At 62.0% G+C, this 23666-nt stretch carries 25 protein-coding genes, 1 tRNA gene, 1 pseudogene and 1 riboswitch; of the genes and pseudogenes, 10 read left to right on the top strand and 17 right to left on the bottom strand.

The window, feature by feature from the left end; all coding sequences use genetic code 11:
- Positions 1–17 precede the first annotated feature (17 nt).
- The 4 genes from B5E42_RS09830 to B5E42_RS09815 all read right to left on the bottom strand — a co-directional run bounded on the left by B5E42_RS09830 (position 18) and on the right by B5E42_RS09815 (position 4913).
- The gene (locus tag B5E42_RS09830) at positions 18–854 is read right to left on the bottom strand and encodes an energy-coupling factor transporter transmembrane component T (RefSeq protein ID WP_087239161.1); all 837 of its coding nucleotides are present in this window, start codon (positions 852–854) and stop codon (positions 18–20) included.
- A 5-nt stretch (positions 855–859) separates the two neighbouring features.
- Positions 860–2551, bottom strand: a complete 1692-nt coding sequence (locus B5E42_RS09825) for an energy-coupling factor transporter ATPase (RefSeq protein ID WP_087239159.1) — start codon at positions 2549–2551, stop codon at positions 860–862.
- A 1-nt stretch (position 2552) separates the two neighbouring features.
- Positions 2553–3398, bottom strand: coding sequence for a cell division protein FtsQ (locus B5E42_RS09820; protein WP_087239157.1), 846 nt, complete (start codon positions 3396–3398; stop codon positions 2553–2555).
- Between the two features lie 141 nt (positions 3399–3539).
- Positions 3540–4913 (bottom strand): PhoH family protein, encoded by a 1374-nt coding sequence (locus B5E42_RS09815; RefSeq protein ID WP_087239155.1) that lies wholly within the window; start codon positions 4911–4913, stop codon positions 3540–3542.
- 410 nt (positions 4914–5323) lie between these two features.
- Here B5E42_RS09815 and B5E42_RS09810 point away from each other — a divergent pair, with 410 nt between their 5' ends.
- Positions 5324–7597, top strand: coding sequence for a choice-of-anchor I family protein (locus B5E42_RS09810; protein ID WP_162613962.1), 2274 nt, complete (start codon positions 5324–5326; stop codon positions 7595–7597).
- 16 nt (positions 7598–7613) lie between these two features.
- Positions 7614–7856: a hypothetical protein gene (locus B5E42_RS09805; protein ID WP_087239151.1), complete on the top strand. Its 243-nt coding sequence runs from the start codon at positions 7614–7616 to the stop codon at positions 7854–7856.
- A 67-nt stretch (positions 7857–7923) separates the two neighbouring features.
- On the opposite strand, the gene B5E42_RS19190 is transcribed toward B5E42_RS09805, so the two are convergent.
- Both B5E42_RS19190 and B5E42_RS09795 read right to left on the bottom strand, forming a co-directional pair.
- Entirely contained in the window at positions 7924–8514 is a 591-nt protein-coding gene (locus tag B5E42_RS19190; protein ID WP_255397019.1) for a PepSY domain-containing protein, read from the bottom strand.
- Between the two features lie 249 nt (positions 8515–8763).
- Entirely contained in the window at positions 8764–9354 is a 591-nt protein-coding gene (locus B5E42_RS09795) for a TetR/AcrR family transcriptional regulator (protein WP_087239147.1), read from the bottom strand.
- A gap of 172 nt (positions 9355–9526) precedes the next feature.
- On the opposite strand from B5E42_RS09795, the gene B5E42_RS19185 reads away from it, so the two are divergent.
- Positions 9527–9703, top strand: coding sequence for a hypothetical protein (locus tag B5E42_RS19185; protein WP_162613960.1), 177 nt, complete (start codon positions 9527–9529; stop codon positions 9701–9703).
- A gap of 51 nt (positions 9704–9754) precedes the next feature.
- Here the strand turns inward: B5E42_RS19185 and B5E42_RS09790 are convergent, their stop codons facing one another.
- Entirely contained in the window at positions 9755–10285 is a 531-nt protein-coding gene (locus B5E42_RS09790) for a TetR/AcrR family transcriptional regulator (protein ID WP_087239145.1), read from the bottom strand.
- A 106-nt stretch (positions 10286–10391) separates the two neighbouring features.
- Between B5E42_RS09790 and B5E42_RS19850 the strand changes: the two genes are divergently transcribed.
- The 7 genes from B5E42_RS19850 to B5E42_RS09760 all read left to right on the top strand — a co-directional run bounded on the left by B5E42_RS19850 (position 10392) and on the right by B5E42_RS09760 (position 16456).
- Positions 10392–10526, top strand: a complete 135-nt coding sequence (locus B5E42_RS19850; protein ID WP_255397008.1) for a hypothetical protein — start codon at positions 10392–10394, stop codon at positions 10524–10526.
- On the top strand, positions 10523–11494 hold the full coding sequence (locus tag B5E42_RS09785) for an alpha/beta hydrolase (protein ID WP_242967088.1): 972 nt from the start codon (positions 10523–10525) through the stop codon (positions 11492–11494). The genes B5E42_RS19850 and B5E42_RS09785 overlap by 4 nt, the downstream gene beginning before the upstream one ends.
- A 1-nt stretch (position 11495) precedes the next feature.
- Positions 11496–12443: a hypothetical protein gene (locus tag B5E42_RS09780; protein ID WP_087239141.1), complete on the top strand. Its 948-nt coding sequence runs from the start codon at positions 11496–11498 to the stop codon at positions 12441–12443.
- A gap of 128 nt (positions 12444–12571) precedes the next feature.
- Positions 12572–12838: a hypothetical protein gene (locus B5E42_RS09775; RefSeq protein ID WP_141242514.1), complete on the top strand. Its 267-nt coding sequence runs from the start codon at positions 12572–12574 to the stop codon at positions 12836–12838.
- Positions 12839–13458: 620 nt separating this feature from the next.
- Positions 13459–13647, top strand: a riboswitch (Lysine riboswitch).
- Positions 13648–13858: 211 nt separating this feature from the next.
- Positions 13859–14806, top strand: a complete 948-nt coding sequence (locus B5E42_RS09770; protein WP_087239136.1) for a transporter substrate-binding domain-containing protein — start codon at positions 13859–13861, stop codon at positions 14804–14806.
- 41 nt (positions 14807–14847) lie between these two features.
- Positions 14848–15711: an amino acid ABC transporter permease gene (locus B5E42_RS09765; RefSeq protein WP_087239134.1), complete on the top strand. Its 864-nt coding sequence runs from the start codon at positions 14848–14850 to the stop codon at positions 15709–15711.
- A 1-nt stretch (position 15712) separates the two neighbouring features.
- On the top strand, positions 15713–16456 hold the full coding sequence (locus tag B5E42_RS09760; RefSeq protein WP_087239132.1) for an amino acid ABC transporter ATP-binding protein: 744 nt from the start codon (positions 15713–15715) through the stop codon (positions 16454–16456).
- Between the two features lie 459 nt (positions 16457–16915).
- On the opposite strand, the gene B5E42_RS09755 is transcribed toward B5E42_RS09760, so the two are convergent.
- From B5E42_RS09755 to thiM, 10 genes and pseudogenes are all read right to left on the bottom strand, one after another.
- Positions 16916–17001, bottom strand: a tRNA-Leu gene (locus tag B5E42_RS09755).
- Between the two features lie 236 nt (positions 17002–17237).
- Positions 17238–17658: pseudogene (locus B5E42_RS09750) on the bottom strand (transposase); the annotation flags it as partial.
- Between the two features lie 185 nt (positions 17659–17843).
- Positions 17844–18074 carry a hypothetical protein gene (locus tag B5E42_RS09745; protein WP_087239130.1) on the bottom strand — a complete coding sequence of 77 codons (231 nt, stop codon included), beginning with the start codon at positions 18072–18074 and terminating at the stop codon, positions 17844–17846.
- A gap of 200 nt (positions 18075–18274) precedes the next feature.
- Positions 18275–19303: an ABC transporter substrate-binding protein gene (locus tag B5E42_RS09740; protein WP_087239128.1), complete on the bottom strand. Its 1029-nt coding sequence runs from the start codon at positions 19301–19303 to the stop codon at positions 18275–18277.
- Between the two features lie 80 nt (positions 19304–19383).
- The gene (locus B5E42_RS09735) at positions 19384–20139 is read right to left on the bottom strand and encodes an ABC transporter permease (protein ID WP_087239126.1); all 756 of its coding nucleotides are present in this window, start codon (positions 20137–20139) and stop codon (positions 19384–19386) included.
- The gene (locus tag B5E42_RS09730; RefSeq protein ID WP_087239664.1) at positions 20136–20891 is read right to left on the bottom strand and encodes an ABC transporter ATP-binding protein; all 756 of its coding nucleotides are present in this window, start codon (positions 20889–20891) and stop codon (positions 20136–20138) included. Before B5E42_RS09730 ends, B5E42_RS09735 begins: the two co-directional genes overlap by 4 nt.
- Positions 20892–20899: 8 nt before the next feature.
- A complete protein-coding gene (gene tenA, locus B5E42_RS09725; RefSeq protein ID WP_087239124.1) occupies positions 20900–21559 on the bottom strand; it encodes a thiaminase II in 660 nt (219 codons plus the stop codon).
- Positions 21556–22194 (bottom strand): HAD family phosphatase, encoded by a 639-nt coding sequence (locus B5E42_RS09720; protein ID WP_087239121.1) that lies wholly within the window; start codon positions 22192–22194, stop codon positions 21556–21558. Before B5E42_RS09720 ends, tenA begins: the two co-directional genes overlap by 4 nt.
- Positions 22187–22843, bottom strand: coding sequence for a thiamine phosphate synthase (gene thiE, locus B5E42_RS09715; RefSeq protein WP_087239119.1), 657 nt, complete (start codon positions 22841–22843; stop codon positions 22187–22189). The genes B5E42_RS09720 and thiE overlap by 8 nt, the downstream gene beginning before the upstream one ends.
- On the bottom strand, positions 22824–23660 hold the full coding sequence (gene thiM, locus B5E42_RS09710) for a hydroxyethylthiazole kinase (RefSeq protein WP_087239117.1): 837 nt from the start codon (positions 23658–23660) through the stop codon (positions 22824–22826). Before thiM ends, thiE begins: the two co-directional genes overlap by 20 nt.
- Positions 23661–23666: the final 6 nt, after the last annotated feature.

Here is a 23666-nt window from a genome sequence, read left to right as displayed (position 1 = left end):
AGAAATGACCTTCTTTCTTACAGCAGTGTGGAGATCAGGACGGCCACCGCCACCACCAGGAAGGAGATGGCCAGGAACAGTCCATCGTTATAAGTGACCTTCAGGGCGGCCAGCTTGATCTTTTTCACGGACTTGTTCACCGCCGCGTACCGGTAGCCCCGCAGCTCCAGGGCCTCCACCGTGGTGCGGGAGCGCTTGGCGGTGTTGAGCATCAGGGGGTAGAAGGACTGCATGATGATCTTCACCTGATAAATCAGATACCTCACCTTGCCGCCGAAGGTCTCGTGAGCCGGGGGATTGCCCCGAAGGCGGTAGGAGAGCAGCACATTCTGGAACTCCTCCATCAGCATGGGCAGCATCCGGTAGGCGTAGGAGATGGAGAAGCTCAGCCGCTCTGGGCAGCCGTACCACATCAGGCCGTTGGACAGCTTGTCCGGGTCCAGCCCGGAGAATACCGTCACCGAGGCCAGGGAGATGGTGGCCACCTTCAGGGTGAGGATGAGCAGGGGCGCCACGGCGGAGGCGTCCCCGCCAAAGAGAAGGGTCACCACGAAGAGATACCCCGTCTGGGAGAAGACCCCCAAGGCAAAGAGGAACAGCACCAGCCCCGCCACCCGAGCCAGAAGGGTGGTGGCCATCACCAGCAGAAAGCACCCCAGCAGAAAGGGGATGTCGCTGACAAACCAGGGGACAAGGCCGAAGAACAGATACCAGGCCAGCAGGATTCGGGGGTCCAGGCCGGCGATCACGGTGTCATCGTTGCCATAGGCGTTCTTCAGCACCTGATTGCGCAGGAAGTCCATGGAGAGCTTATCCAGGATGCTCTCCGAGAGTTTTGCGGTCAATTTTTCCACAGCGGTCACGCCTCCTGAAAAGACGATAGGAACTCGTCGATGGTATAGCACAGGGCTCGCCTGTCTAAAGCCTGCCCCATGGTGAAGATCTCCGGCGGGCGGATGCCTACCTGCTCCACCAGGTCGGCCCGGGCAAAGATCTCGTCCCGGGGCCCGTCCGCCACCACACGCCCGCCCCGCAGCACAATGATCCGCTCCGCCCACTGACACACCAGTTGCATGTCGTGGGTGGCGATGATGGCGGTCTGGATGATGTCCTTCATATCCGAGAGCACCGCCATGATCTCCCGCCGGGTGGCGATGTCCAGATTGGCGGTGGGCTCATCCAGCAGCAGGATGCCCGGGTTCAGGGCGATGCCGATGGCCAAACTGGCCCGGCGCATCTGGCCGCCGGACATGAGGCGGCCGTCCCGGTCCGCCAGCTCTGTCAGCCGGAACCGCTCCAGCAGCTCCGCGGTGCGCTTCTCCCACTCCGGGACCTTCCGCACCTCCATGGCATAGGCGATGTCGGCCCGGATGGAGTCCTTGATGAACATCTCCTCCGGATTCTGGTAGACCAGGGAGATCTGCCGGGACAGATCCTCAGCCTTTTTGTCTCCGATGGCCTCCCCAAACAGGGACACCGTGCCGGCATTGGGCTTCAGCAGGCCCACCATCAGCTTCATCAGGGTGGACTTGCCCGCCCCGTTGGAGCCGATGAGGGCCACCTTCTCCCCCTTGCGGATGTCCAGATCCAGCCCGTCAAAGACGGTGTGGGGCTCCCCCTTCACCGAGCGGTAGGAGAGGGACACGTTCTGAACGGACACGGCGCTTTCACCGCCGGGAGCGGCGGGCGCCGGCTTTTCCCGGGGGATGTATCGCAGGCCGGCAAAAGCCTTCTCTCCGTCCGCCACCGTGGTGGGCAGAGGGACATTCGCCGGGAGAATACCGCCCTTCCGCAGGCCGTAGGCCGCCTGGGTCACCTGGGGCGGGAAGATGTTGCATTCCTCCAGCTCCTCCACCCGCTGGAGGGCATTCTCCGTGGGCAGTATCCAGCGCACCTGGCCGTCCTTCATCAGCATCACGTGCTTGCAGAAGTCGGCGATGTACTCGGTGTGGTGCTCAATGACGAGGATGGTCTTGCCGTGGTTCTCGTTCAAATCCCGGAGGACCGCATAGATCCGGTCGGCGTGCATGGGGTCCAGCTGGGCGATGGGCTCGTCCAGGATCAGGATGTCCGGCCGGAGGGATACCGCGCCGGCCAGGGCCAGCAGGTGGGTCTGACCGCCGGAGAGCTGCCAGACGTACTCCTCCTCCCGGCCCTCCAGACCGCACTGCTTCAACGCGGCTCTGCCCCGCTCCAGGTAATCGGGAAAGGCGTAGTTCAGGCAGGAGTAAGAGGCGTCGTCCAGCACGGTGGGCCGGACGATCTGGTTTTCAAAGTCCTGATACACATAGCCCACCTTTTGGGCCAGGACGCCCACGTCGTACTCCAGCGTGTTCAGGCCGCACACCCGGACGCTCCCTTCCATGGTCCCCGTGATGAAGTGGGGGATCAGGCCGTTGAGGGCCTTGCACAAAGTGGACTTCCCGCAGCCGTTGTTGCCAACGACCGCCAGGAAGTCCCCTTTGGGAATTTGGAGGCTGATGTCCCGGAGTGTGGGCTGAGGGACGCCTGGGTAGGTGTAGGTCAGGCCGCCGATCTCAACCGCGTTCATCTCAGTTCACCGCGGACTTTTTCCCTGCGTTCTTCTTGATGACCAGCAGGGCGATGATGGCCACCGCGGCGGCGGCTACCATACCCACAGCCAGGGCGGTGCCGCTCTCGGCCCACTCGGCCTCCCAGTCGATGAGGGACATGCCGGCGGTGGCGGCCAGCTCGGCCGCGATGGCGCACGCAAAGCCGACGGCGCACACGATCAGAGCCTTGGGGCTGATGCCGCTGACGGCGCTCTCCGGGGTGCGGGGGGCCATGCCCAGCAGTGGCTCGATCTTGCCGTACAGCTTGGGCACCAGATACAGGGCGGGCAGCAGGCAGAACAGAATCCCGGAGAACAGCAGATCGTTGAGGAAGGCAAAGCCCTCGGTGGCGAACACGCTCTCGGGAAGGCCGGCCACGGCCTCGAAGTCCTCCACCGCCAGCTGGACCTTCAGAATGTCCACCACGGTGCCCATCAGCAGCTGGGCGGCGGTTCCGGTGATGGCGGCCACGCCCACCATGGCGCGGTTCTTGGGATCCTTCACCAGCCGGCCGGCAATGTACACGCCGATGGTGACGGTGAGGAACTTCTCCAGCTCGCCCAGGCCGCCGAACTGGCCCAGCATGATCTCGCTGAACACCAGCTCGCCGGTGGCGGCGCCCAGGGCGGCGGACAGGGGGTCGAACAGCATGGCCAGGGTCAGGGGGATGAACAGGAAGTACTCCACGGAGAACTCCACGACCCCCACCTGGAACTTGGGGATCAGTTCGGTGAACAGGGTGGCCAGCCCGTACAGGGACATGGACAGGACAAAGATCATCAGCTTTTGCGACTGTGTGGCAGTCTGCTTCTGTGCGATACTCATAGCATATTTTCCTCCCTATGATGGTGTGTTTCTCGCTCACACAGGCACAGTGTACCACCGGGATGTAAATTCTTCCCCCAAAGTCCTGTAAAATGTAAATAAATTTTCTTATCTGCCGTGTTATGTAAGTTCTGCCCTCATTTACATCCGCATCGCCGCGTCCAGAGCCAAAGAGGAACGCTCGCACTCGTCAGGGAGCATGGTCAGCTGGACGCACAGGGGACTGCCCTTCATGCGGGCGCTGGCATAGGTCAATCCGTTGCTCCGGGTGTCCAGCAGGGGGTGGTCGATCTGGGCCGGGTCCCCCAGCAGCACTACCTTGGTGCCCTTTCCCACCCGGGTGATGATGCCCTTGACCTGCCGGGGGGTGAGGTTCTGGGCCTCGTCGATGATGAGCCAGGTATCGGTGATGGAGCGGCCCCGCATGAAGTTCATGGCCTCGGCAGCGATGACGCCGGTGTCAAAGAGGTAGTCAATGCGCCCCCGCAGCTCCTCCTCGCTGCGCCGCTCCTTTTTCTTCCCCTCCAGGTCCAGCAAGATCTCCAGGTTGTCCACAATGGGCCGCATGAGGGGGGAGATCTTTTCCTGCTCACTGCCCGGGAGAAAACCGATGTCCGCGTCAAACTGGGCATTGGGGCGGCACACCAGAATCTTCCGATAGGGCCGTTCCTCCGCCTCCAGCACCTGCTCCAGCCCTGCAGCCAGGGCGTAAAAGGTCTTGGCGGTGCCCGCCGGCCCTTGGATGATGGCCAGGGGCGCCTCCGCCACCGGCAGCAGCAGGGCCTCCTGCAGGAATTGCTGCCCCACGCTCCGGGGCTTGACGCCGAATGGGCGGACGCCGCCAAAGCGCAGGGCGGTGACCTTCCCCTCCCGGAAACGGCCCAGCATGGTCTTTTTCGGCTCGGTATCCGAGTGCAGAAGGACAAACTGGTTCTCGGTCAAGGAAACCGGCTTCCGCTCCCCCGCGCCGTCCACGGTATAGAGTTCTTCCGCCGGAGCTCCCTTTTTCTTGAACGCTGTGAGCAGGCTGTCCGAGATGTAGACCTCCGCCCGGCCGGTGTAGGGCTGGGCTCCATCCGGCAGCCGGTCGGTGGTGAAGTCCTCCGCCGGCACCTCCATCATCTGGGCCCGGATGCGAGCGACCATGTCCCGGCTCACCAGCGTCACCGGCGCTCCCTCGTCCATGAGGCCCCGACACACCTTCAGCACCCTTCCCGCCCGGCTGCCGGGTTCTATCCCTTGGGGAAGGGCCGCGTCCACATGGTTGACCTCCAGGCGCACGGTGCCTCCACTGGGCAGGGTCACGCCTTTTACCAGGTCTCCTTGGAGCCGTAATCTCTCCAGGAAGCGGAGCACATGTCGGGCGTTGTTTCCCGCTTCACCGTCAGCCCCCTTCCGATCATCCAACTCCTCCAGCACCGCCAGTGGCAGCACGATGTGGTTGTCCTCGAAGGACTCCAGAGCGTAGGGGGCCTGGAGGAGGACATTGGCGTCCAGCACATAGGTCTTCTGCATACGTTGCGCCTGCCTTTCTTCTTTGCTGTCTTATGACCACTGGGCGCGGCATCCACAAAAACAGCGCCGGTCCGCCCTGTAAGGGCGCAAACCGGCGCTGATCATACTCTGTCGATTTTGATCGGGCTGTCTGAAACCGTACTCCATACTGCCGCTCCCAACCGATGCCTACCGCATCTGTGTTCAGTATAGCAGACGCCTTTCCCAGCGTGCGACGGTATTTCAGTAAAGAAACCGTCAAATCCATGTGAAGCGCGTTTGCTATGAACCCGGTTTCGTTCCAGACCTCCTCTGCCTACAAGAAATTTACACATTCCCTCTTTCGGATTTTACAGTCGTGGGATTATACTAAATCAAATAGGGAGAACGTACCGCTCCCTTTCCAAAACAAAATCGCAGGAGGAAACAGCATGAGAAAAGCAAGACGGCCGGCAGCCATTGCCATGGCCCTCGCCCTGGCGCTTCAGCTGGGCACTGTGGTGCCAGCGGCGGCAGCGGGCATCAACTCGACCGCTGGGTATGAAAACGGCAATTCCCCCCTGAATCTGAACCTGATTGCCCGGTACGCCTCCGGCCAGTACAACGTGGACGGCGGCGTCATGGAGATCGTGGCCTACAGCCAGAGCAATGGCTATGCTTACGCCATCAACGGCCAGAGCGGCCTGCTGGCGGCAATCCCCCTGGGGGATCTCACCGCCGGGATCTCCGTCGCCCGGCTCAGCGGCACGGACATCGACGTGAAGGCCCTGGTGGAGGCGGCGGACAGCTCATTCCGCTATGGGGACATGACCTCCGTGGCCATCTCTCCGGACAACACCATCCTGGCCGCCGCCCTCCAGGCGGAGGGATATCATGACGCCGGCCGGGTAGCCCTGTTCGCCTGCAATGCCGACGGCTCCTTGACCCTGAGGGGACTGGTGGAAACCGGTGTGCAGCCGGATATGGTGACCTTTGCCGGCAGCAGCACCGTCCTCACCGCCGACGAGGGGGAGCCTCGGGAGGGCTACGGCGACGGAATCGTTGATCCCAGGGGCTCGGTTACTGTGGCAGATGTGTCAACCCTCACCAGCGAGGTGGTGGGCTTTGACGCCTTTGACGGCCGGCGGGACGAGCTGGCGGCCTCCGGCGTGGTGTTGAAGAAGGGCGTGAACCCCTCCACCGACCTGGAGCCGGAGTATATCGCCGTATCCGGCGGCAAGGCCTATGTCACCCTGCAGGAGAACAATGCCATCGCCGTGCTGGATCTGGCCTCCCGTACCTTTGACGGGATCTACTCCGCAGGTTTTGAGGACTACAGCGTCACCCCCATTGATATCGACAAGAAGGATGACGCCTATGCGCCCAGGACCTACGGCAGCCTCATGGGCATCCGGATGCCCGACGGCATCGCCGCCTTCCAGGTGGACGGCAAAACCTATCTGGTCACCGCCAACGAGGGCGACGCCCGAGAGTGGGGCGACGAGGATCTGGGCACCTTCTACCTCAGCGAGGACGAGCAGGACTTCGGCGAGGAGGGGGTTACCTCCCCCACCAGAGCTATTACTGCGGAGAATTCCGGTCTGGAGGGCAAGGTGGTGTTCTTCAAGGCAGAGGACTTTGATGGCCTGGACAGCGGAAAGGACTACCTCTTCGGCGGCCGCACCTTTACCATCTATGAGGCGGGGGAGAACGGCATCACCGAGGTATTCACAAGCGGCGATGACTTTGAGGCCCTCACCGCCCAGTACCTGCCTGACTACTACAACTGCTCCAACGACAACACCGTGGTGGATGACCGCTCTGGCAAGAAGGGACCGGAGGCGGAGAGCGTCACGGTTGGTACGGTGGACGGCCGCACCTATGCCTTCGTGGCCCTGGAGCGCACCGGCGGCGTCATGGTCTATGACGTGACCGAGCCTGCCTCCGCCCAGTACGTGAACTACATTAACACCCGGGATTTCGCCTCCATAGTGGAGGGCTCCGAGGAGTATGAGGACGGGGAGCTGGACAAGTGGGTCACCGGCGGCGATGTGGCCCCCGAGGGTCTGCTGTTCCTGAGTGATGCCGTCAGCCCCACCGGAGAGGCCCTGCTGCTGGCAGCCTGTGAGGTATCCGGCACGGTGGCTGTCTATCAGGTGGGCGGCGAGCCCCTGTCCGTCCTGCCCTTCACCGATGTGGAGGCCCGGGATGCCCAGGCGGTGCGCTATGTCTGTGAGAACGGCCTGATGGCCGGCGTCAGCGCGGACCGCTTTGAGCCCAATGGGACGCTGACCCGGGGCGAGGCGGTCACGGCCCTGTGGGCGCTGGAGGGCCGCCCGGTGGTGAATTATCTGATGGACTTCTCCGATGTGGACCCGGCGGCCTCCTATGGCGAGGCCGTCCGCTGGGCCGCCTCCGAGGGGATCGCCGGCGGCTACGGCGGCGGCCTGTTCGGCCCGGACGATCCCATCACCCGGGAGCAGCTGGCGGTCATGCTCTACCGCTACGCCCGGCATGAGGGCTATGACACCGCCCAGGGCGGCATGGCCGTCCGGGAGTTCGCCGACTATGACCAGATCGCCGGCTACGCTGCGGAGGCCATGACCTGGGCGGTGGAGGCCGGCGTGCTCACCACGACCTCCTTGGACACGCTGGCCCCCGGCCAGGCAGCCACTCGGGTGCAGACTGCCCAGGCGCTGCTGGCCCTGTCCCAATTCACCAAATAACCAGGCGAATTGGGGTGTGAAGACCATGAAGCGTTTGGATAAGGAACGCCGGAAGCTGGAAAAGGTCGGATTCTCCGGGCAAACGTTGGAGCGGGCGATGGAGCTGCTGGAGCGGACGAATGCGTCCATCCTGAGCGAGCTCCTGGTCAAGATGGTGACCAGGCAGGAAAAAACGCCCTCCATGGCGCTGTACGAGATGGAGACCAAAACGCGGGAACTGGAGGCCAAACTGGGACTCTCGCCCAAGGATCCATTCTAAACATCAGCAAAATAAAGCAGCGGGGAGTAGGCAGATGTGCCTTCTCCCCGCTGCTTTTCTGTGCCGGTCAGTCCCTCAGATCGGCGGTCCAGTCGAAGATCCGCCCCGTCCGGGGGTCCAGTTCAAACTCGTACTTCATGCCGTCCAGGAACAGCTCCCCTTCGTAACGTCCCCGGCCGTCGCCGGACTCTTCCCAGACAGATACGTCCGCCGCACTGGCGCCGGAAACCTTGCCGGCCACGATGGAAGTGGCCTCCTCCGCTGTGACAGGGCTGCCGTCCAGAGCGTCCAGCCACTCCTCGTCCACCTCGTAGTCCGCACCAACGATGCGACCGTCGGCCATGGCCACCTCAAAGTCGTAGTCGCCGTAGTCGGTCTCGAACTCGATGTCATAGATGGGGATGCCATTGTCGCTGTCGGTCTCGTTTTTGATGTTGTAGGCGTCGCCCTCCGGCACGTCCGCATTGTCCAAGACAATGGCCAGCGCATCCTCTGCGGAGATTTTCCCCGCTGGCCGACCGGTGTTTTCCGCCGGTGGGATCGACTGCGTTTCTCCAGAGGGGATAGCGGCGGAATCCGCCGTGCTGGTCTGGAAGTTTCCCGTAGGAGGTTCGTTTTGAGGTGCGGATATCTGGGGTTGCTGCCCACAGCCTGCCATACAGGCGAGCAGGCAAATGGCTGTGGCGAGTGTAAGAGATCGGTGTTTCATGGCTTCCTCCTGTTATCGAAATAGTTTTGGCGGATCCATTCATCCGCCGCACCGGCGTCTGGCTTGGTCGCCGCTACCTGAAATGAAAGATTTTGATCTGTCCGTTCCTCCTCTCTCACAGAAGGATACGAAGTTGTCCCCGGAAAATCGGGGTGTCACCGTCCGTATGTTCCTCAATCGATTGCAGCGCGCAGGTGCTCATGACCGGTAGAACTCCGGAAATGTATCCCGGATGATCAAAGACAGAAATTGGACAATAAAGTCCATTTTCTTCTGGTCTCCGGCTGTCAGAGGGCGGTATTGGATGACGATCGATAGCATGCCGGTGAGCAGGAAGTCGATCTTGATGCCGTTTTCTTCACAGCGGGCCAGTACTCCCACCTGATAGATATGCTCCTTGAAGGCGTCGAGGAAATACTGAGGATATCTGGAGCAGGATTGCATGTTCTTCTCAGTCAGCAGGGTCCGCTCTCCGGCGGAAAGGGACAGCCCCAGCGGCTCGACCTGGGAGAACAGGAAAGTCCGCACAAAGGACTCCGGCGCGGAAAACAGGTCCGGGTAGGGATCGAAGCTGCCGGCGATCTTGGCCACGGTCTCCTCTACCATCTGATTGTAGAGGTCGTAAATGTCCAGGTAGTGGAGATAAAAGGTGCCCTTGCTGATCTCAGCCCGCTTTGCCAGCTCGGTCACGGTAATTTTCTGGACCGGCTTTGCCTGCACCAGCTCCAGAAATGTAGCCTTGATCAGCCGTCTGGTTTTTGTGACCCGCAGATCGCTTTTCTGCTCCATAGGAAGGCCTCCTCAAATTAGACGCTTTTGCGGAAGTGTCTCATGATGTTCTTTTCTAAATAATCGACCATTGAATAATGAACTTTCGTCCGATAAAGTATAGCACAGAGGCGGCGCCCGGTGCAAGCCATTCCGTCGCGCTGAAACATCTATTCGAGTATGGAGGTACCACATGAACGAATACAAAATTGGAGACTTGGTGTACGCCAAACTGGGGACTCTCCCCTGCGTAGGGACAGTGATTGCTGCAGATCAAAACGGGAAGTATCTGATTCGCTTCAGTGCAGTTCAGCAGGATTGGTACTCAGAGGGAGATCTAACTCCGTATCGGGGCGAGTACAAAACATAGGTGAAAAAGCCCAAAGCGACAGTTTATTGTCACTTTGGGCCTTCCCATCCATTATTCTTTGCTGTGCCCGGCAAAAAGCTCCGCCATTTCTTTCGCGGACTCCTTCATTCCCCGCAGGAACCACACCTCCACCCAGCCGTACAGGCTGTACGCCGCAAAGGCGGAGGCGTAGGCATTGACGGCCTCCTGTTCCGGATGGAACCCACATACGGACAAAATCACATCTTTTAAGAGCCAGGTGAGGCCGCGCTTTTGGAGCAGGGCGTAAAAATCCCGGTGCGCCTCAAAATGGGAGAACATCCGCCGGATTAGTTCGTCCAATGGGGGATCTTCTTTCAAAGTGCCGGTCCACTCCCGAAACAGCTGACGGATATGCTCCTTCAGAATATCATCCTTCTCCTGAAAGTTTCGATAAAACGAGACCCGGCCCACCCCGGCCCGGTCACACAGCTCGCTGATAGAGATCTCCGAGAGCGGCTTTTCTTCCAAAAGGGACAGCATGGCGGCGGTGATGTGTTCCGTCACATAGGCGTTCCGCCCCTCGTTGCTCATCGGTGATACAGTTTTCGCAGTTTGTTTCATTTTGCGTGCTCCTGTTGACAAGTTTTGATTTTGATGATACATTCATTCCGCCGTTACAAATGTATCATAACTTGAATGCACCGGTCTGTCAAGGGAGAAAAAGGAAATGACATTATTGCAAAAGCGTCTGCTGATTTTATTGATTGTAATCCTCGCTGCAGCCGTCCTGGGCCGGCTGGCTGTCCGGGCGGTGCTCAACCTGCTGCTGGGCGGCACTCTGTTTGGAGGGAACTTCCTGTGAGTAAGACCAGAGTGAGAAAGAAGGGACGGCTTATGTGGGGACTGATCTATGTGGGGGCGTTTCTGGTGAGCTTTGCGGCCTCTGCCGTGCTCAAAATGACCTGGCCTCCCCTGGGAGACAAATATTCCGTCCGGTGGGATGACTCGGTAGGCACCGTGTACACCGACCCGTCCTACGGCGAGGGGGACGCCAACAAGTTTGATCTCTACCTGCCGGCAGACAGCACCAAGGGAACCTACGATCTGGTGGTCTACCTCCATGCCGGGGGCTTTACCTCTGGGGATAAATCCGACGACGCCGGGATGCTCCAGTGGCTGTGCTCCAAGGGGTACGTGGCGGCGGGGATCAACTATACCTTGTTCTCAGAGGAGCACCCCGACGCCAATGTGTACACCCAGTCGGTGGAGATCCGGGACAGCATCCCCTATGTCCTGGCTGAGGCGGAAAAGCGGGGCTATGCCATCGACCGGATGGCTGCCTCCGGCGGCTCTGCCGGCCACACCCTGGCCATGCTGTACGCCTACCGGGACGCGGCGGCGTCCCCCGTCCCGGTGAAGCTGGTGTTCGGCGCGGTGGATCCCTCCTGCTTTTACCCGGAGGACTGGACGTGCTTTGGCTTTGACCGGAACCCCGAGGCGGCCGCCGTCATGTTCAGCGTCATGTCCGGGAACTCCATTACTCCGGAAATGATCGGGACCCCAGACTACGATGAGGCGGTGAAAGACATTTCCGCCCTGGCCTGGATCGACGGGAACAGCGTCCCCTCCGTGTGCGCCTATGGAGCTTACGACAAGCTGCAGGCCTTCCCCGCGTCGAAGCGGCTGGCCGCCGCCCTGAAGGAGTACGGCGTCCCCCATGAGTACATTCTCTTCCCCCACTCCGGCCACGGACTGCAGAACGACAACAAGCTGTACGCGCAGTATATGGACAAGGTAGTGGAATATCTGGACAAGTATATGGAGGAGTGAAATGAAAAAAGTGGTTTTAACTGTTCTGAAAATCGCCGGTATCGTGCTTCTGGTGCTGATCCTCCTCATCGCAGGTTTCTTGTTCTGGTTGTCCCGGCGGCCCTTTGTGCCCAACGACTATACGGAGACGGTGGAGACCGGCGGGGCGCTGGAGGCCAAGTACCTGGCCATGGGGCCCTATGAGGTCAAGCAGGTCAAGGCCGAGGCACCGGAGGACTGGAAGGAGTTTGTGGCCTACTATCCCGCCCAGTTGGAGGACAGCGGAGACCAGTGGCCCGCCGTGGTGTTCGTCAACGGCACGGGGGTATATGCCTCCAAGTATCCCGCCCTGTTCCGACATCTGGCCTCCTGGGGCTTCATCGTCCTGGGCAACGAGGACCCCGGTACCTTCTCCGGCGACTCCACAGACGCCACCCTGGCCTGGCTGCTGGAGCAGAACGAGGACCCGGACAGCGTGTTTTATCAGAAGGTGGACACGGACCATCTGGGGCTGTCCGGCCACTCCCAGGGGGGCGTGGGGGTGTTCAACGCCATCAGCGGGCAGCCCCATGGAGGGATGTACGCCTGCGCCGTGAGCCTGTCCCCCACTCAGGAGGACTGGGCGGAGGCACTGAAAATTCCCTATGACCCGTCAAAGACAACAATTCCCACCTTGGTGCTGGCCGGGACCAACAATGACGTGATCACCCCCGAGGGGATGGAGAAGCTGTACAGCAAGCTGGGCGGGCCCAGGGTCATGGCCCTGCGGACGGGCACGGACCACGGCCAGATGCTCTACGCCGGCGACGGCTATGTCACCGCCTGGCTGATGTACTGGCTCCAGGGAGACGAGGAGGCCGGAAAAGCCTTTTGGGGCGAAGCTCCCGAACTGGCCGGCAATCCAAACTGGCAGCAGGTGCAGATCAGCAGGGGTGCCAGTGAGGAAACTTCGGAAGACGTCGTTCATTGAAAAGAAGAGCGCCTCAGAACTGTTTCCGTGAAACAGTTCTGAGGCTCTTTTTACGGCCCTGCGGGGATTCATACGCGCATCCGGAAAGCTTTTTAATAGATACGGAACGACTGGATCACTTTCAGGATGTGATCCAGCTTACCCATCCGCAGATCATCATTCAGGAGGCGGACTACTACTACGACGTGGATACCTTCAACACCTGCGAGCAGAATGGGACCCTGCTGCTGACCCTGGACGCCTGGGCGGAGGTCCACCCCTCCCTGGTCACTCTTCCAGTGGATTGGGACTATACAGTGCCTTATGGAATCCTCTACGCAAAAGAGCCGACCGATGAGGTCACACGGTTCCTCCAGATTTTGCACAGCATCCTGCCTGCGTCGACAGATCAGTAGGTTTATTTTGCTTACAGCCCCCCAATTTCTGTGGCATGGACGGCGTAGAAAAGACTTGCTGAATCCCGCTCTCAGAGTTACAATGCAGACAGTCAGAGGCATGAAAAACGCTCCCTGTCCAAGCCGGGAAATTGTTTCCGGCAAAGGGCTGGGAGCATTTTAGACCACAGGAGCCACCACAGACAGCGGCGTACTACATGGAGTTCAAAGTGCTAAAGAGTGGCGGAAAGAAAGCGAAACGGAGCGGAAACCGCAATAAATAGTTAGAAATCATGCGAAAAATGTTCAGATGACTTTTCGCATCCGAGAGGTCGAGGATTCGAATCCCTTTGGGTTCACCATGAAACAGACTTGCAGTTTGCGAGTCTGTTTCTTTATGCCGCCATATGAGATGTCTGACTCCCTGCGCCGGGCTTTCCGCTCCCGCTCCTGCCGGCAGAGTGCGCCCGAGAAAAAAGCCTCCTAACGCCTGCCTACATCGAGCGGGGCGCAAAATTTTGTATAGAATTCCAATCTTTTTTCGGATTTTCCGAAAAGATACAGCCATATTTTCCCTTGACGGCCGCGCAAAAATCCGCCTATAATTTTTGACAAGAACCAGTTGTCGCGGAATACCCCGCTGCAATGATAGAGGTCGCGGAATCGCAAGAGTATCCGGCAATACCCTGCAAAGGGGCAGAGCACCCCGCCGGAGAAAGGGCCCTTCCGCCGAAGGGCCGGCCCTCTGCCTGGAGAGCCGGTTGCCTGGGACGTTGGGATAACATCTCACGGACTGCCACATATCGACTGTGTGGAGCGCTATCATTGAGGCGAAGGGCTCTCGTCGCTGTGCTCTCCCTTCGACCGCTTAGTCCTTGGATCCGGTGGCGCCGCCGGGCCCTGGCCTCGGCGCGCTGCGGGGAGGGCCGGCCTGCCGATGCTCTTTGTCGCCATGAACGCTTCCACCAGGAAGGTTCATGGCGTTTTTTTCGCCCATTTTGCCGGAAAAAACGCCAATCAACTAGACTGGAGGAAACAAACATGAACAGAAACACACTTGCCGCCCTGTCCCTCACCGCCGCCCTGTCCCTGACCCTGGCCGCCTGCGGCGGAGGAACCGCCGGTACCGCCGAGACCCCGGCGGCCCCGGAGTCCACCACCCCTGCCGCCGAGACCTCCGCCCCGGCGGAGACCGAGACCGCCGCCGTTCCCAGCGGCGTGGAGGACGGGGTGCTCACCGTGGGCATGGAGTGCGCCTACGCCCCCTACAACTGGACACAGGCCGACGACTCCAACGGCGCGGTGCCCATCTCCAACGTGCCCGGCTCCTACGCCAACGGCTACGACGTGATGATCGCCCAGCGCATCTGCGAGGCCAACGGCTGGGAGCTGGAGATCGTCGCCACCGCCTGGGACTCCCTGATCCCCGCCCTCCAGGCCGGCACCCTGGACGCCATCATCGCCGGCCAGTCCATGACCGAGGAGCGGATGGAGCAGGTGGACATGGCCGGCCCGTATTACTACGCCACCTTCGTGTGCGTCACCAAGGCCGACAGCCCCCTGGCCTCCGCCCAGGGCCTCAGCGATCTCACCGGCACCGCCACCGCCCAGTCGGGCACCGACTGGTATGAGTTCTGCCTGCCCCAGATCGAGGGGGCGGAGATCCAGTCCGCCGCCGAGACCGCCCCGGCCATGATCATGGCGGTGGAGAGCGGCACCGTGGACTTCATCTGCACCGACATGCCCACCGCCATGGGCGCGGTGGCCACCTATGACGACCTGGTGATCCTGGACTTCTCCGACAACCCGGAGGACGACTTCCAGTTCGCCAGCGAGGCGGAGCGGGACTCCCACATCAACATCGGCATGTCCGTCCAGAAGGGCAACACCGTCCTGCTGGAGGCCATGAACGACGTGCTGTCCACCATGACGGAGGACGACTTCACCGAGCTGATGAACCAGGCCGTCAGCGTCCAGCCCGAGATCTGAGTCCTGTCAAAACGCCCGCCGGGCAGAAAGGAGCACCACCCATGGAACGTCTGATCACGCTGGGCAGCGACATGGCCCGCCTGTGGGAGGCCTACGGCCCCCGCTATCTGGCCGGCGTCCAGAACACCTTGATCCTGGCCGTGGCAGCCACCGCCATCGGCTGTCTCATCGGCCTTATCTGCGGCATCCTCAACACCATCCCCTATACCAGGCAGGATCCCCTGCCCAAGCGATTCCTGCTTAAGCTCATCCGTGTGGTGGTGCGCGTCTATGTGGAGATCTTCCGGGGCACCCCCATGATGCTCCAGGCCGTGTTCATCTACTACGGCCTGCCCTACTTCACCTATAATTCGGTGCAGTTCTCCGGCTATTCCGGCATCTGGGCCGCCTCCATCCTCATCGTGTCCATCAACACCGGCGCCTACATGGCCGAGTCGGTGCGGGGCGGCATCCTCTCCATCGACCCCGGCCAGACCGAGGGGGCCCGCGCCATCGGCATGACCCATGTACAGACCATGACGGGCGTGATCCTTCCCCAGGCCCTGCGCAACATCATGCCCCAGATCGGCAACAACCTGATCATCAACATCAAGGACACCTCGGTCATGTTCATCATCGGCTTTACCGAGTTCTTCGCCCAGCACCGGAACATCGTGGGGGTCAACAACCTGTACTTCCCCTCCGCCGCCATTGAGATGATCGGCTACCTGACCATGACCCTCATCGCCTCCTTCCTGCTGCGGCTGGTGGAGCGGCTGATGGACGGCGCCAGCGACTATGAGCTGGTGCAGGCCGACGCCCTGACCATGGCCGCCGGCACCTACCGCCATCCCGGCAAGCGGGCCGCCCAGTCGGTCATGGATCGGGTTCTGGATCGGAATCTCCAGCCAAGGGGGGAGCGTTGACATGAATCTGCAGCCCATTCTGGAGGTACAGCACCTCTCCAAGTCCTTCGGCAGCCATGAGGTGCTGCGGGACATCGACTTCACCGTCCGCCCCGGCGACGTGACCAGCATTATCGGCGCCTCCGGCTCCGGCAAGTCCACCCTGCTGCGGTGCATCAACCTGCTGGAGACCCCCAGCCGGGGAGCCGTCCGCTTCCACGGGGAGGACGTCACCGCACCGGGGGTCAGACCCTCCGCCTACCGGGCCAAGGTGGGCATGGTGTTCCAGTCCTTCAACCTGTTCAACAACATGAACGTGCTGGAAAACTGCATGGCCGGGCCGGTGAAGGTGCTCCGCCAGAGCAGGGAGGAGGCCCGACGGAAGGCTCTGCGCTACCTGGAGCAGGTGGGCATGGCCCCCTACGTCAAGGCCAGGCCCCGGCAGCTCTCCGGCGGGCAGAAGCAGCGGGTGGCCATCGCCCGGGCCCTGGCCATGGAGCCGGAGGTGCTCCTGTTCGACGAGCCAACCTCCGCCCTGGATCCGGAGATGGTGGGGGAGGTGCTCTCCGTCATGAAGGAGCTGGCCGCCAGCGGCATGACCATGCTGGTGGTCACCCACGAGATGGCCTTTGCCCGGGATGTGAGCCGCCGTGTGGTGTTCATGTCCGACGGGGTGATCTGTGAGGAGGGGGAGCCGGCGGAGCTGTTCGCCCACCCCCGCCAGCCCCGCACCCGGGAGTTCCTGGCCCGGTTCATGGCCAGCTGAGCAATCCGTTTTTCGGATTTGGACACTCCGCGGAAGGCACGAAGTATAAATATAATGAAGGGGAACAGCAGAGCCGGTAAAATGCCCTGCATGGAAATAGGCCGAGATAGGAGGGGAGCCGCCGGACGTACGGCCCCAGAGGGGCGAGGATGGCGGCGGGGCCTGCGCCCTGCTGCCGACCCGCGGGGAGGCGCCGCCCGTTCCTGTCGGCGTAAAAAAATAACCACACCATTCGGTGTGGTTATTTTTGGAAGGGACGGTCAAAATCGATATTTTGAAATCTCGAAAGGGTATAGAAGGACCACTCAACCGGCCTTCTGGCCGGCGGCGCTTTTGCGCCGTGCGAGCGTTTTGCCGCAGGCAAAACCTCGGCGCAGGCGGAATTCACTTCCGCCGAGCATTTCAAATTCCCCCGGTTACCATAAAAATAACCACACCCGACAGGTGTGGTTATTTTTGTGGTGCGGATGACGGGACTCGAACCCGTACGGCCGTGGGCCACTAGCACCTCAAGCTAGCCAGTCTACCAGTTCCAGCACATCCGCCAGTCAGCCCCAAAAGGCTACTTGCTTATTATAGCCACATAGGGTGAATTTGTCAACTGAAATTTTAGGCATCGGATTTTTGTGTCCAATATATATTGTAATCCTACAAATTTTAGGAATCGGATTTTTGCGTAGCGGAGCCGGTCATCTTGCCCTGACATCTAACTCCGGCGGCGTTACTCAGACATGCGCTCGGCGAAATAAACGGCCATCTGCGCGTGGATCACACTCCAGTCCTACCGCCCGGTCCATCTTTTCGTAATGCCCATCATGGGCAGGTACAGCATTTTTTGCAGGCTGTCATCGGTGGGGAAAACGGACTTAGCCTTGGTCACCTCAACTCACATGCCCAGGATGTCTTTCCGGCCATCCAGATTGACACCGATGGCAATGTATACTGCTTTCTTCACAATCTGCCCTTCGCTGCGGACGTGGAAATGGATGGCGTCCAGAAAGACCACAGTGTAGATGGATTCCAGGGGCCGCTGCCGGCAATTTTTGACGATGGGCAGAATCTTGTCGGTAATCCAGCTGATGATACTATCTGGAACAGAAATGCCATAGATGTCCTGGATGTGAGCCTCAATATCTCCTGTAGTCACCCCCTTGGCGTACATAGACAGGATTTTCCTCAATGTCCTGACTAGGGCTTGTTTGAAAATTGGCGATGTGTCCAGCGGCGAAGGGTTTTAAACCGCTGGCAAGCAATTTTTTCGCAGGAATCCTGACAGATTTCAAGGGAAATTGCGCTGTCCAGTGGACAAAAGGCCCGCCGATTGGGCATGCTGACATTTTTCAAACAAGCCCTAATGCTGGCCTGGTTCTTTTTCAGCACCTGGGGCTCAAATTCCCTCTTCCGGTCTCGGGGAACCGATCCATCCACTTCGCAAAGCTGGTACGCGGCGTCTTACTGCTGTGGCCGCTGCGGCTGCTGCCGGTGTCCTTATTCTTGTGTCATATTTGCTGTACACCTGCTCGTCATCCAGCTCCGCCTCCAAGCCATTCTCCATGAACCCGGCAATCGTCTCTTTAAACAGATTCTGGATGTCATCCATGCTGCCGATGTATGCCATCTGCAGCGACCCACGGATCTTCTCTCACCGGGCAATTTCTTCGGGGGTGCGATTCTTTCTGGCCATATGTAAATCCTCCTGCACGGTGCTTCTATTCTGCACCACGCAGGAGGTTTACACAAAGTTTAGGACAGAGCCTTCCTATGAGTATATTGTCTAACTTTTAGGGGGCACTTCATCCGCCTCCGCTTTTAATGTCGTCACGCCTGTTCCAACAGCTCCACATAGAGATCATCCAGGGCCGGGGCCTGGTCAATGAGCCCCTGCTCCAGCAGCCAGTCCACGTTCTCCTGCCAGCACGCCTCGCTCTGGGAGAGGAAGGGGGCGTCGGCGGTCTCCATCAAGGGGAGCAGGGTCTCCAGGCTCTTCTGCTCCACCGTCTCGGACAGGGGGAAGTTCTCCTCGTTCTGGTTGTCCAGCAGGGTCTGGAGCCCTCCCTCCGGGTCGTTCTTCACGTCCGCGAAGCCCCTGGCGGAGGCCCGCAGGAAGGCGGAGAGCACCTCCGGCTCGTTCTCGATCATCTCGTCGCTGGCCAGGAACACCCCTTCGTAGTAGGTGGGCACGCCGTAGTCGTCCAGCTCGAAGTAATTGACCTCGAAGCCCTCCTCCTCCATCTGGGGCACCTCGTGGTTCACCAGGCAGCCGATGGTGGCGTCCACGTTGCCGGTGGTCATGGAGCTCATGAGGTCAAAGCCCACGTCGATCATCTCCACATCGCTGGAGTCCGCCCCCACGTAGGCCATGATGGAGCGGATGAGGGCCTCGGACAGCTCGGTGCCCGCATAGCCGATGGTCTTGCCCACCAGATCCTCCGGGGAGTGGATGTCCTTCTCCGCCAGGGAGAGGACGATGTTCAGCGGGGCCTGCACCACCGCGCCGATGGACTTCACCGGCACGTCCTGGTTGGCCCGGGCGATGATCACGTCCTGCTGGTAATACAGGCCGATCTCCGCCTGGCCGGCGGCCACCAGGGAGATGGCGTCGTTGGTGTTGGAGGGGAACTGGATGTTGACCTTCAGCCCCTCCTCCTCGTAGTAGCCCTTCTCGATGGCGTCGTAGAGGAAGGCGTGGAGGGCGTTGGGGTACCAGTCCAGCACCACGTTCAGCTCCCGCAGCTCACCGTCCGCGCCGCCGGTCTGGCCGGCGGCGGGGCTCTCCCCCGCCGGGGCGGAGGCGCAGCCGGTGAGCAGGAGCAGAGTGCTGAGGGCAAGGGCCAGCTTCTTTTTCATCTTCCATCGTTCCTTTCTTTTCCTGTTCCGTATCCATTTCTGTTGTGGGGCGCGACGACCCGGCGCGCCGCCCATGGTTCTTACGACTCCCCCCGCCAGCGGACGAAATACCGCTCCAGCAGGGCCACGATACCCACCGCCAGCATGGCGGCGGCGGCCAGCAGCACGATGGGTGCGAACACCCCGGCCCCGTCCAGCTGGGTCATCATGCGGCGGGAGAAGTACCCCAGGCCGCTCTTGGCCCCCAGCCACTCGCCGATGGCCGCGCCGATGACGCTCATGGGCACCGCCATCTTGACGGCGGAGAAGAAGTAGGGCAGGGCGCAGGGGATCTTGATCTTTTTGAAAATCTCCCATTGGGAGGCCCCGTAGGTCTGGAGCAGCTCGATCATCTCCACCTTGGCGGCGCGCAGGCCGTCGTAGACGGTGATGGTGATGGGGAAGAAGGTGATGAGCACCGTCACCAGCACCTTGCTCCAGATGCCGTAGCCGAACCACAGCACAAAGAGGGGGGCAATGGCGGTGGTGGGGATGGTCTGGGACACCACCACCAGGGGGTAGAGCATCCGCCGCACCAGCCCGCTGGCGTCCATGGCCACCGCCAGGGCCAGGCCCAGCACCAGGGAGATGGCCAGGCCGATGCCGGTGACGGTCATGGTGGCGGGGAGGTGAACCAGAAAGAGGGGCTCCCGCAGCTCCCACAGCCGCTGTAAAATCTGCACCGGCGTGGGCAGGATATAGGCCGCGTCCATCTCCGTGGCCCCGGCCTGCCACAGCAGGAGCAGGGCAAAGAGGAAGATCAGGGCGGGCAGATTGGCCTTGCAGGCTTTTTTCATGGGCTCACCTGCTTTCTCAGCAGCGTAATCAGCCGCTCCTTCAGCTCCACCAGCTCCGGCCGCCCCAGGCAGGCGCGCTCCCGGGGGAAGGGGGCGGGTATGGGGAGCTCCGTCAGGGTGCGGATGGGGGTGGACTCCACCACCAGCACGCTGGAGGAGAGGAAAATGGCCTCCTCCACGTCGTGGGTGATGAACAGGATGGTCTTCTGGTGCCTCTGCCACTGGTCCAGCAGCCACTCCTGCATGGAGATGCGGGTGAGGAAGTCCAGGGCGGAGAAGGGCTCGTCCAGCAGGAGCAGGTCGCTGCCGGTGAGCATGGTGCGGGCAAAGGCCGCCCGCTGCCGCATGCCGCCGGAGAGCTCGCCGGGCAGCTTCCCGGCGCAGCCGGCCAGCCCCACCTCCGCCAGGGCGGCCTCGGCCCGCTCCTGCCGCTGGGATTTGCTCAGGCCGCCAGCCACCTCCAGGGGGAGGGCCACGTTCTCCCCCACGGTGCGCCAGGGAAAGAGCAGATCCTTCTGGGGCATATAGCCGCAGTACCGCTTGCGCCCGGCGATGGGCGCGCCGCCCACCTTGATCTCCCCGGCCTTGGGCTTCAGCAGGCCGTTGATCAGGCGGAAAATGGTGCTCTTGCCGCAGCCGCTCACCCCCAGGATGCAGTGGAAGGAGCCCGGCTCCACCCGGAAGGAGAGAGCGTCGATGATGTCAAAGTCCTCGGAGGGGTACTGGTAGGATACCTTGTCAAATTCCAGGATGGACATGGCTACCGCTCCAGATTCCAGGCCATGTCCCAGAAGCCCAGCTCATACCGGCTGCAGGTGACGAAGATCTCCTCCAGCCGCCGGTAGGCGGGCTCGGTGCACCCCTCCGCCAGATCGTCCATCAGCGCCACCAGGGCGTCGTTGGTCTGCTGGTAGTCCTCTCCGGCGTAGCTCTGCACCCACTCGCCGTAGAAGGGGTGCTCCGCCGCCCCGGGGATGGCGGCCAGCCGGGCGCCGATCTCGGCGTAGCTCCAGGAGCAGGCCAGGATGGCCGCCACGATCTCCGCCGGGCCACCGGCGGCGGCCGCCGCCAGCATGTAGTGGGTGTAGGACAGGTTGGACAGGGCGGGACGCACGGCGAACACCTGCTCCTCCGTGATGCCCAGCCGGGCCATGTAGGCCCGGTGCACCTTCATCTCGCCCCCCAGGATGGCGTCCACGTTGGCGGCGAATGTGCGCATCAGATCCGGATCCCGGGCCTTCACCACCCCGTAGGCGAACACACGGGCGTAGTCAAAGAGGTACAGGTAGTCCTGGAGCAGAAAGTGGCGGAACTTCTCCAGCTCCAGGGTGCCGTCCCCGATGCCCTTGACAAAAGGGTGGCTGTGGCAGGCCTCCCACACCGGGCGGGCGGCCTCATAAAGACGTTGCGTCACGGTCATACCGCATTCCTCCAATCCAGGATGCACTCGTCCGCCAGGGCGGACAGCTCCGGCCAGTCCCCGGCATAGGACGGTTCGGGGACGGCCACGGTGTAGAAGCCCGCCTCCCTGGCGGTGCGGGCGGCGTAGAGGGCGTCCTCAAAGACGGCGGTCTCCCCCGGGGCGGCCCCCAGGCGGCGGGCCGCCTCCAGGAACACGTCCGGCCGGTTCTTGCTCACCCCCAGGGTCTCGCAGCTGAGGATGAAGTCGAAGAGGTGATCCACCCCCAGGCGGGAGAGGCACTGGTGGGACAGGGGCTCGGCGGTGGCGGTGGCAACGCACAGGCGGCAGCCCCGCGCCCGCAGGCGCTCCAGATATTCCTTCACCCCCGGCTTGAGGGGCACGTCCCGGCGGTAGTGCTCCTCCATCATGGCCTCCATCTCGTCCACGATGCGCTGGGGCGGGCCGGGTATGTGGAAGGTGTCCATGAAATAGGCCGCCCCCTCCAGCATGGTCATGGCCTTCACCATCCACAGCAGCTTCTCGTCGGGGCGGATGCCCAGGGACTCCAGATAGTCCCTCCCCAGCCCCTTCCAGTAGTGCATGGAGTCCACCAGGGTGCCGTCCATGTCGAAGATGCAGAACCGCTTATCCATGGGCCGTCAGCTCCTCCGCCAGGGCCCGCAGGCACTTCGCTGCCGCGCCCGGGTGGGGCTGGGCAAAGATGGCGGACACCACCGCCACCCCGTCCACGCCGCTGCCCCGGAGCGCCAGGATATTGTCCGCGCTGATGCCGCCGATGGCAACCACCGGGATGTCCACCGCGTTACAGATGGCCCGGAGCTGTTCCACGGTCAGGCTCTTGGCGTCCTTCTTGGTGGTGGTGCCGAACACCGCCCCCACGCCGATGTAGTCCGCCCCCGCTTTTTGGGCGGCAACGGCGGTGTCCACGGTGTTGGCGGAGATGCCCAGGATCCTGTCCGGGCCGATCAGGGCCCGGATGTCCCGGCCCTGGATGTCCGACTGGCCCACGTGAACCCCGTCGGCGTCACACGCCAGGGCCACCTCCACCGAGTCGTTGACCACGAAGGGCACGCGGTACCGGGCCGCCTGCTCCTTCAGGATTTTGGCCTCCGCCAGAAAGGCGTCGTGCTCCATCCCCTTCTCCCGCACCTGGAGGAAGGTGGCACCGTTTGCCAGCACCTCCTCCACCACGTCGGGGAGGGTGCGTTCCCCCAGCCAGGCCCGGTCGGTGACGGCGTAGAGCAGCATGGAGGCTCTGATTTCATCCCTGGTAAATTTCATAGCGTACTCCTTGTGTCAGTTGGGTTTCCGTGAGGTTGAACACGGCGTCGATCAGGTCGTTGCGGAAGGTGGCGTTGCCCGTGCCGTTTTGCAGGCGGCGGGCCTCGGCCAGCTCCCCGGCCACCCCCAGGGCGGCCATGGCGGCGGCCGCCGCCCCGAAGGGATTCTCCGGCGACGCGCCGCAGAAGGCCCCGGTGAGGGCGGTGAGCATACAGCCGCTGCCCGTGATGCGGGCCATGGTGGGAACGCCGTTGCGGAGGAAGAGCACCTGCGTCCCGTCGGAGAGCACGTCCACCGCCCCGGACAGGGCGATTGCCGCGCCGGTGCGGCGGGCCAGGGAGCGGGTCAGCTCCGCCGCGGCGGGGAGGGTGCCCTCGGTGACCGCGTCCCCGGCGGCCACGTCCACCCCGCTGCCGCCCCCCTGGCCCAGGGCCAGGGCCCGGATCTCCGAGGCGTTGCCCCGGATGACGGCAAAGCGCACCTCTGAGAGCAGGCGGCCCACCGCCTCCCGCCGCAGGGCGGTGACCCCGGCGGCCACCGGATCCAGCACCACCGGGATGCCCAGGGCGTTGGCCCGCTTTCCGGCCAGGAGCATGGCCTCCAGATCTCCAATGGCCCCCAGGTTGCACACCAGGGCCTGGACGCCGGCCACCGCCTCCTCCACCTCCCACACGTCGTGGGACATGGTGGGGGAGCCGCCGGCGGCCAGGATGATGTTGGCGCAGTCGTTGACGGTGACAAAGTTGGTGATGCACTGCACCAGGGGGGCGCGCTCCCGCACCGAGCGCAGCCGGGCGGCAAAGTCAAGCTGTTCCATATCCGC

Origin of the sequence: Flavonifractor sp. An10 (genome assembly GCF_002161215.1) — a bacterium.
Classification (GTDB): Bacteria; Bacillota; Clostridia; order Oscillospirales; family Oscillospiraceae; genus Flavonifractor; species Flavonifractor avistercoris.
Note: the sequence above shows the minus strand (reverse complement) of the source record. Positions and strands in the feature narration are given on the sequence as shown.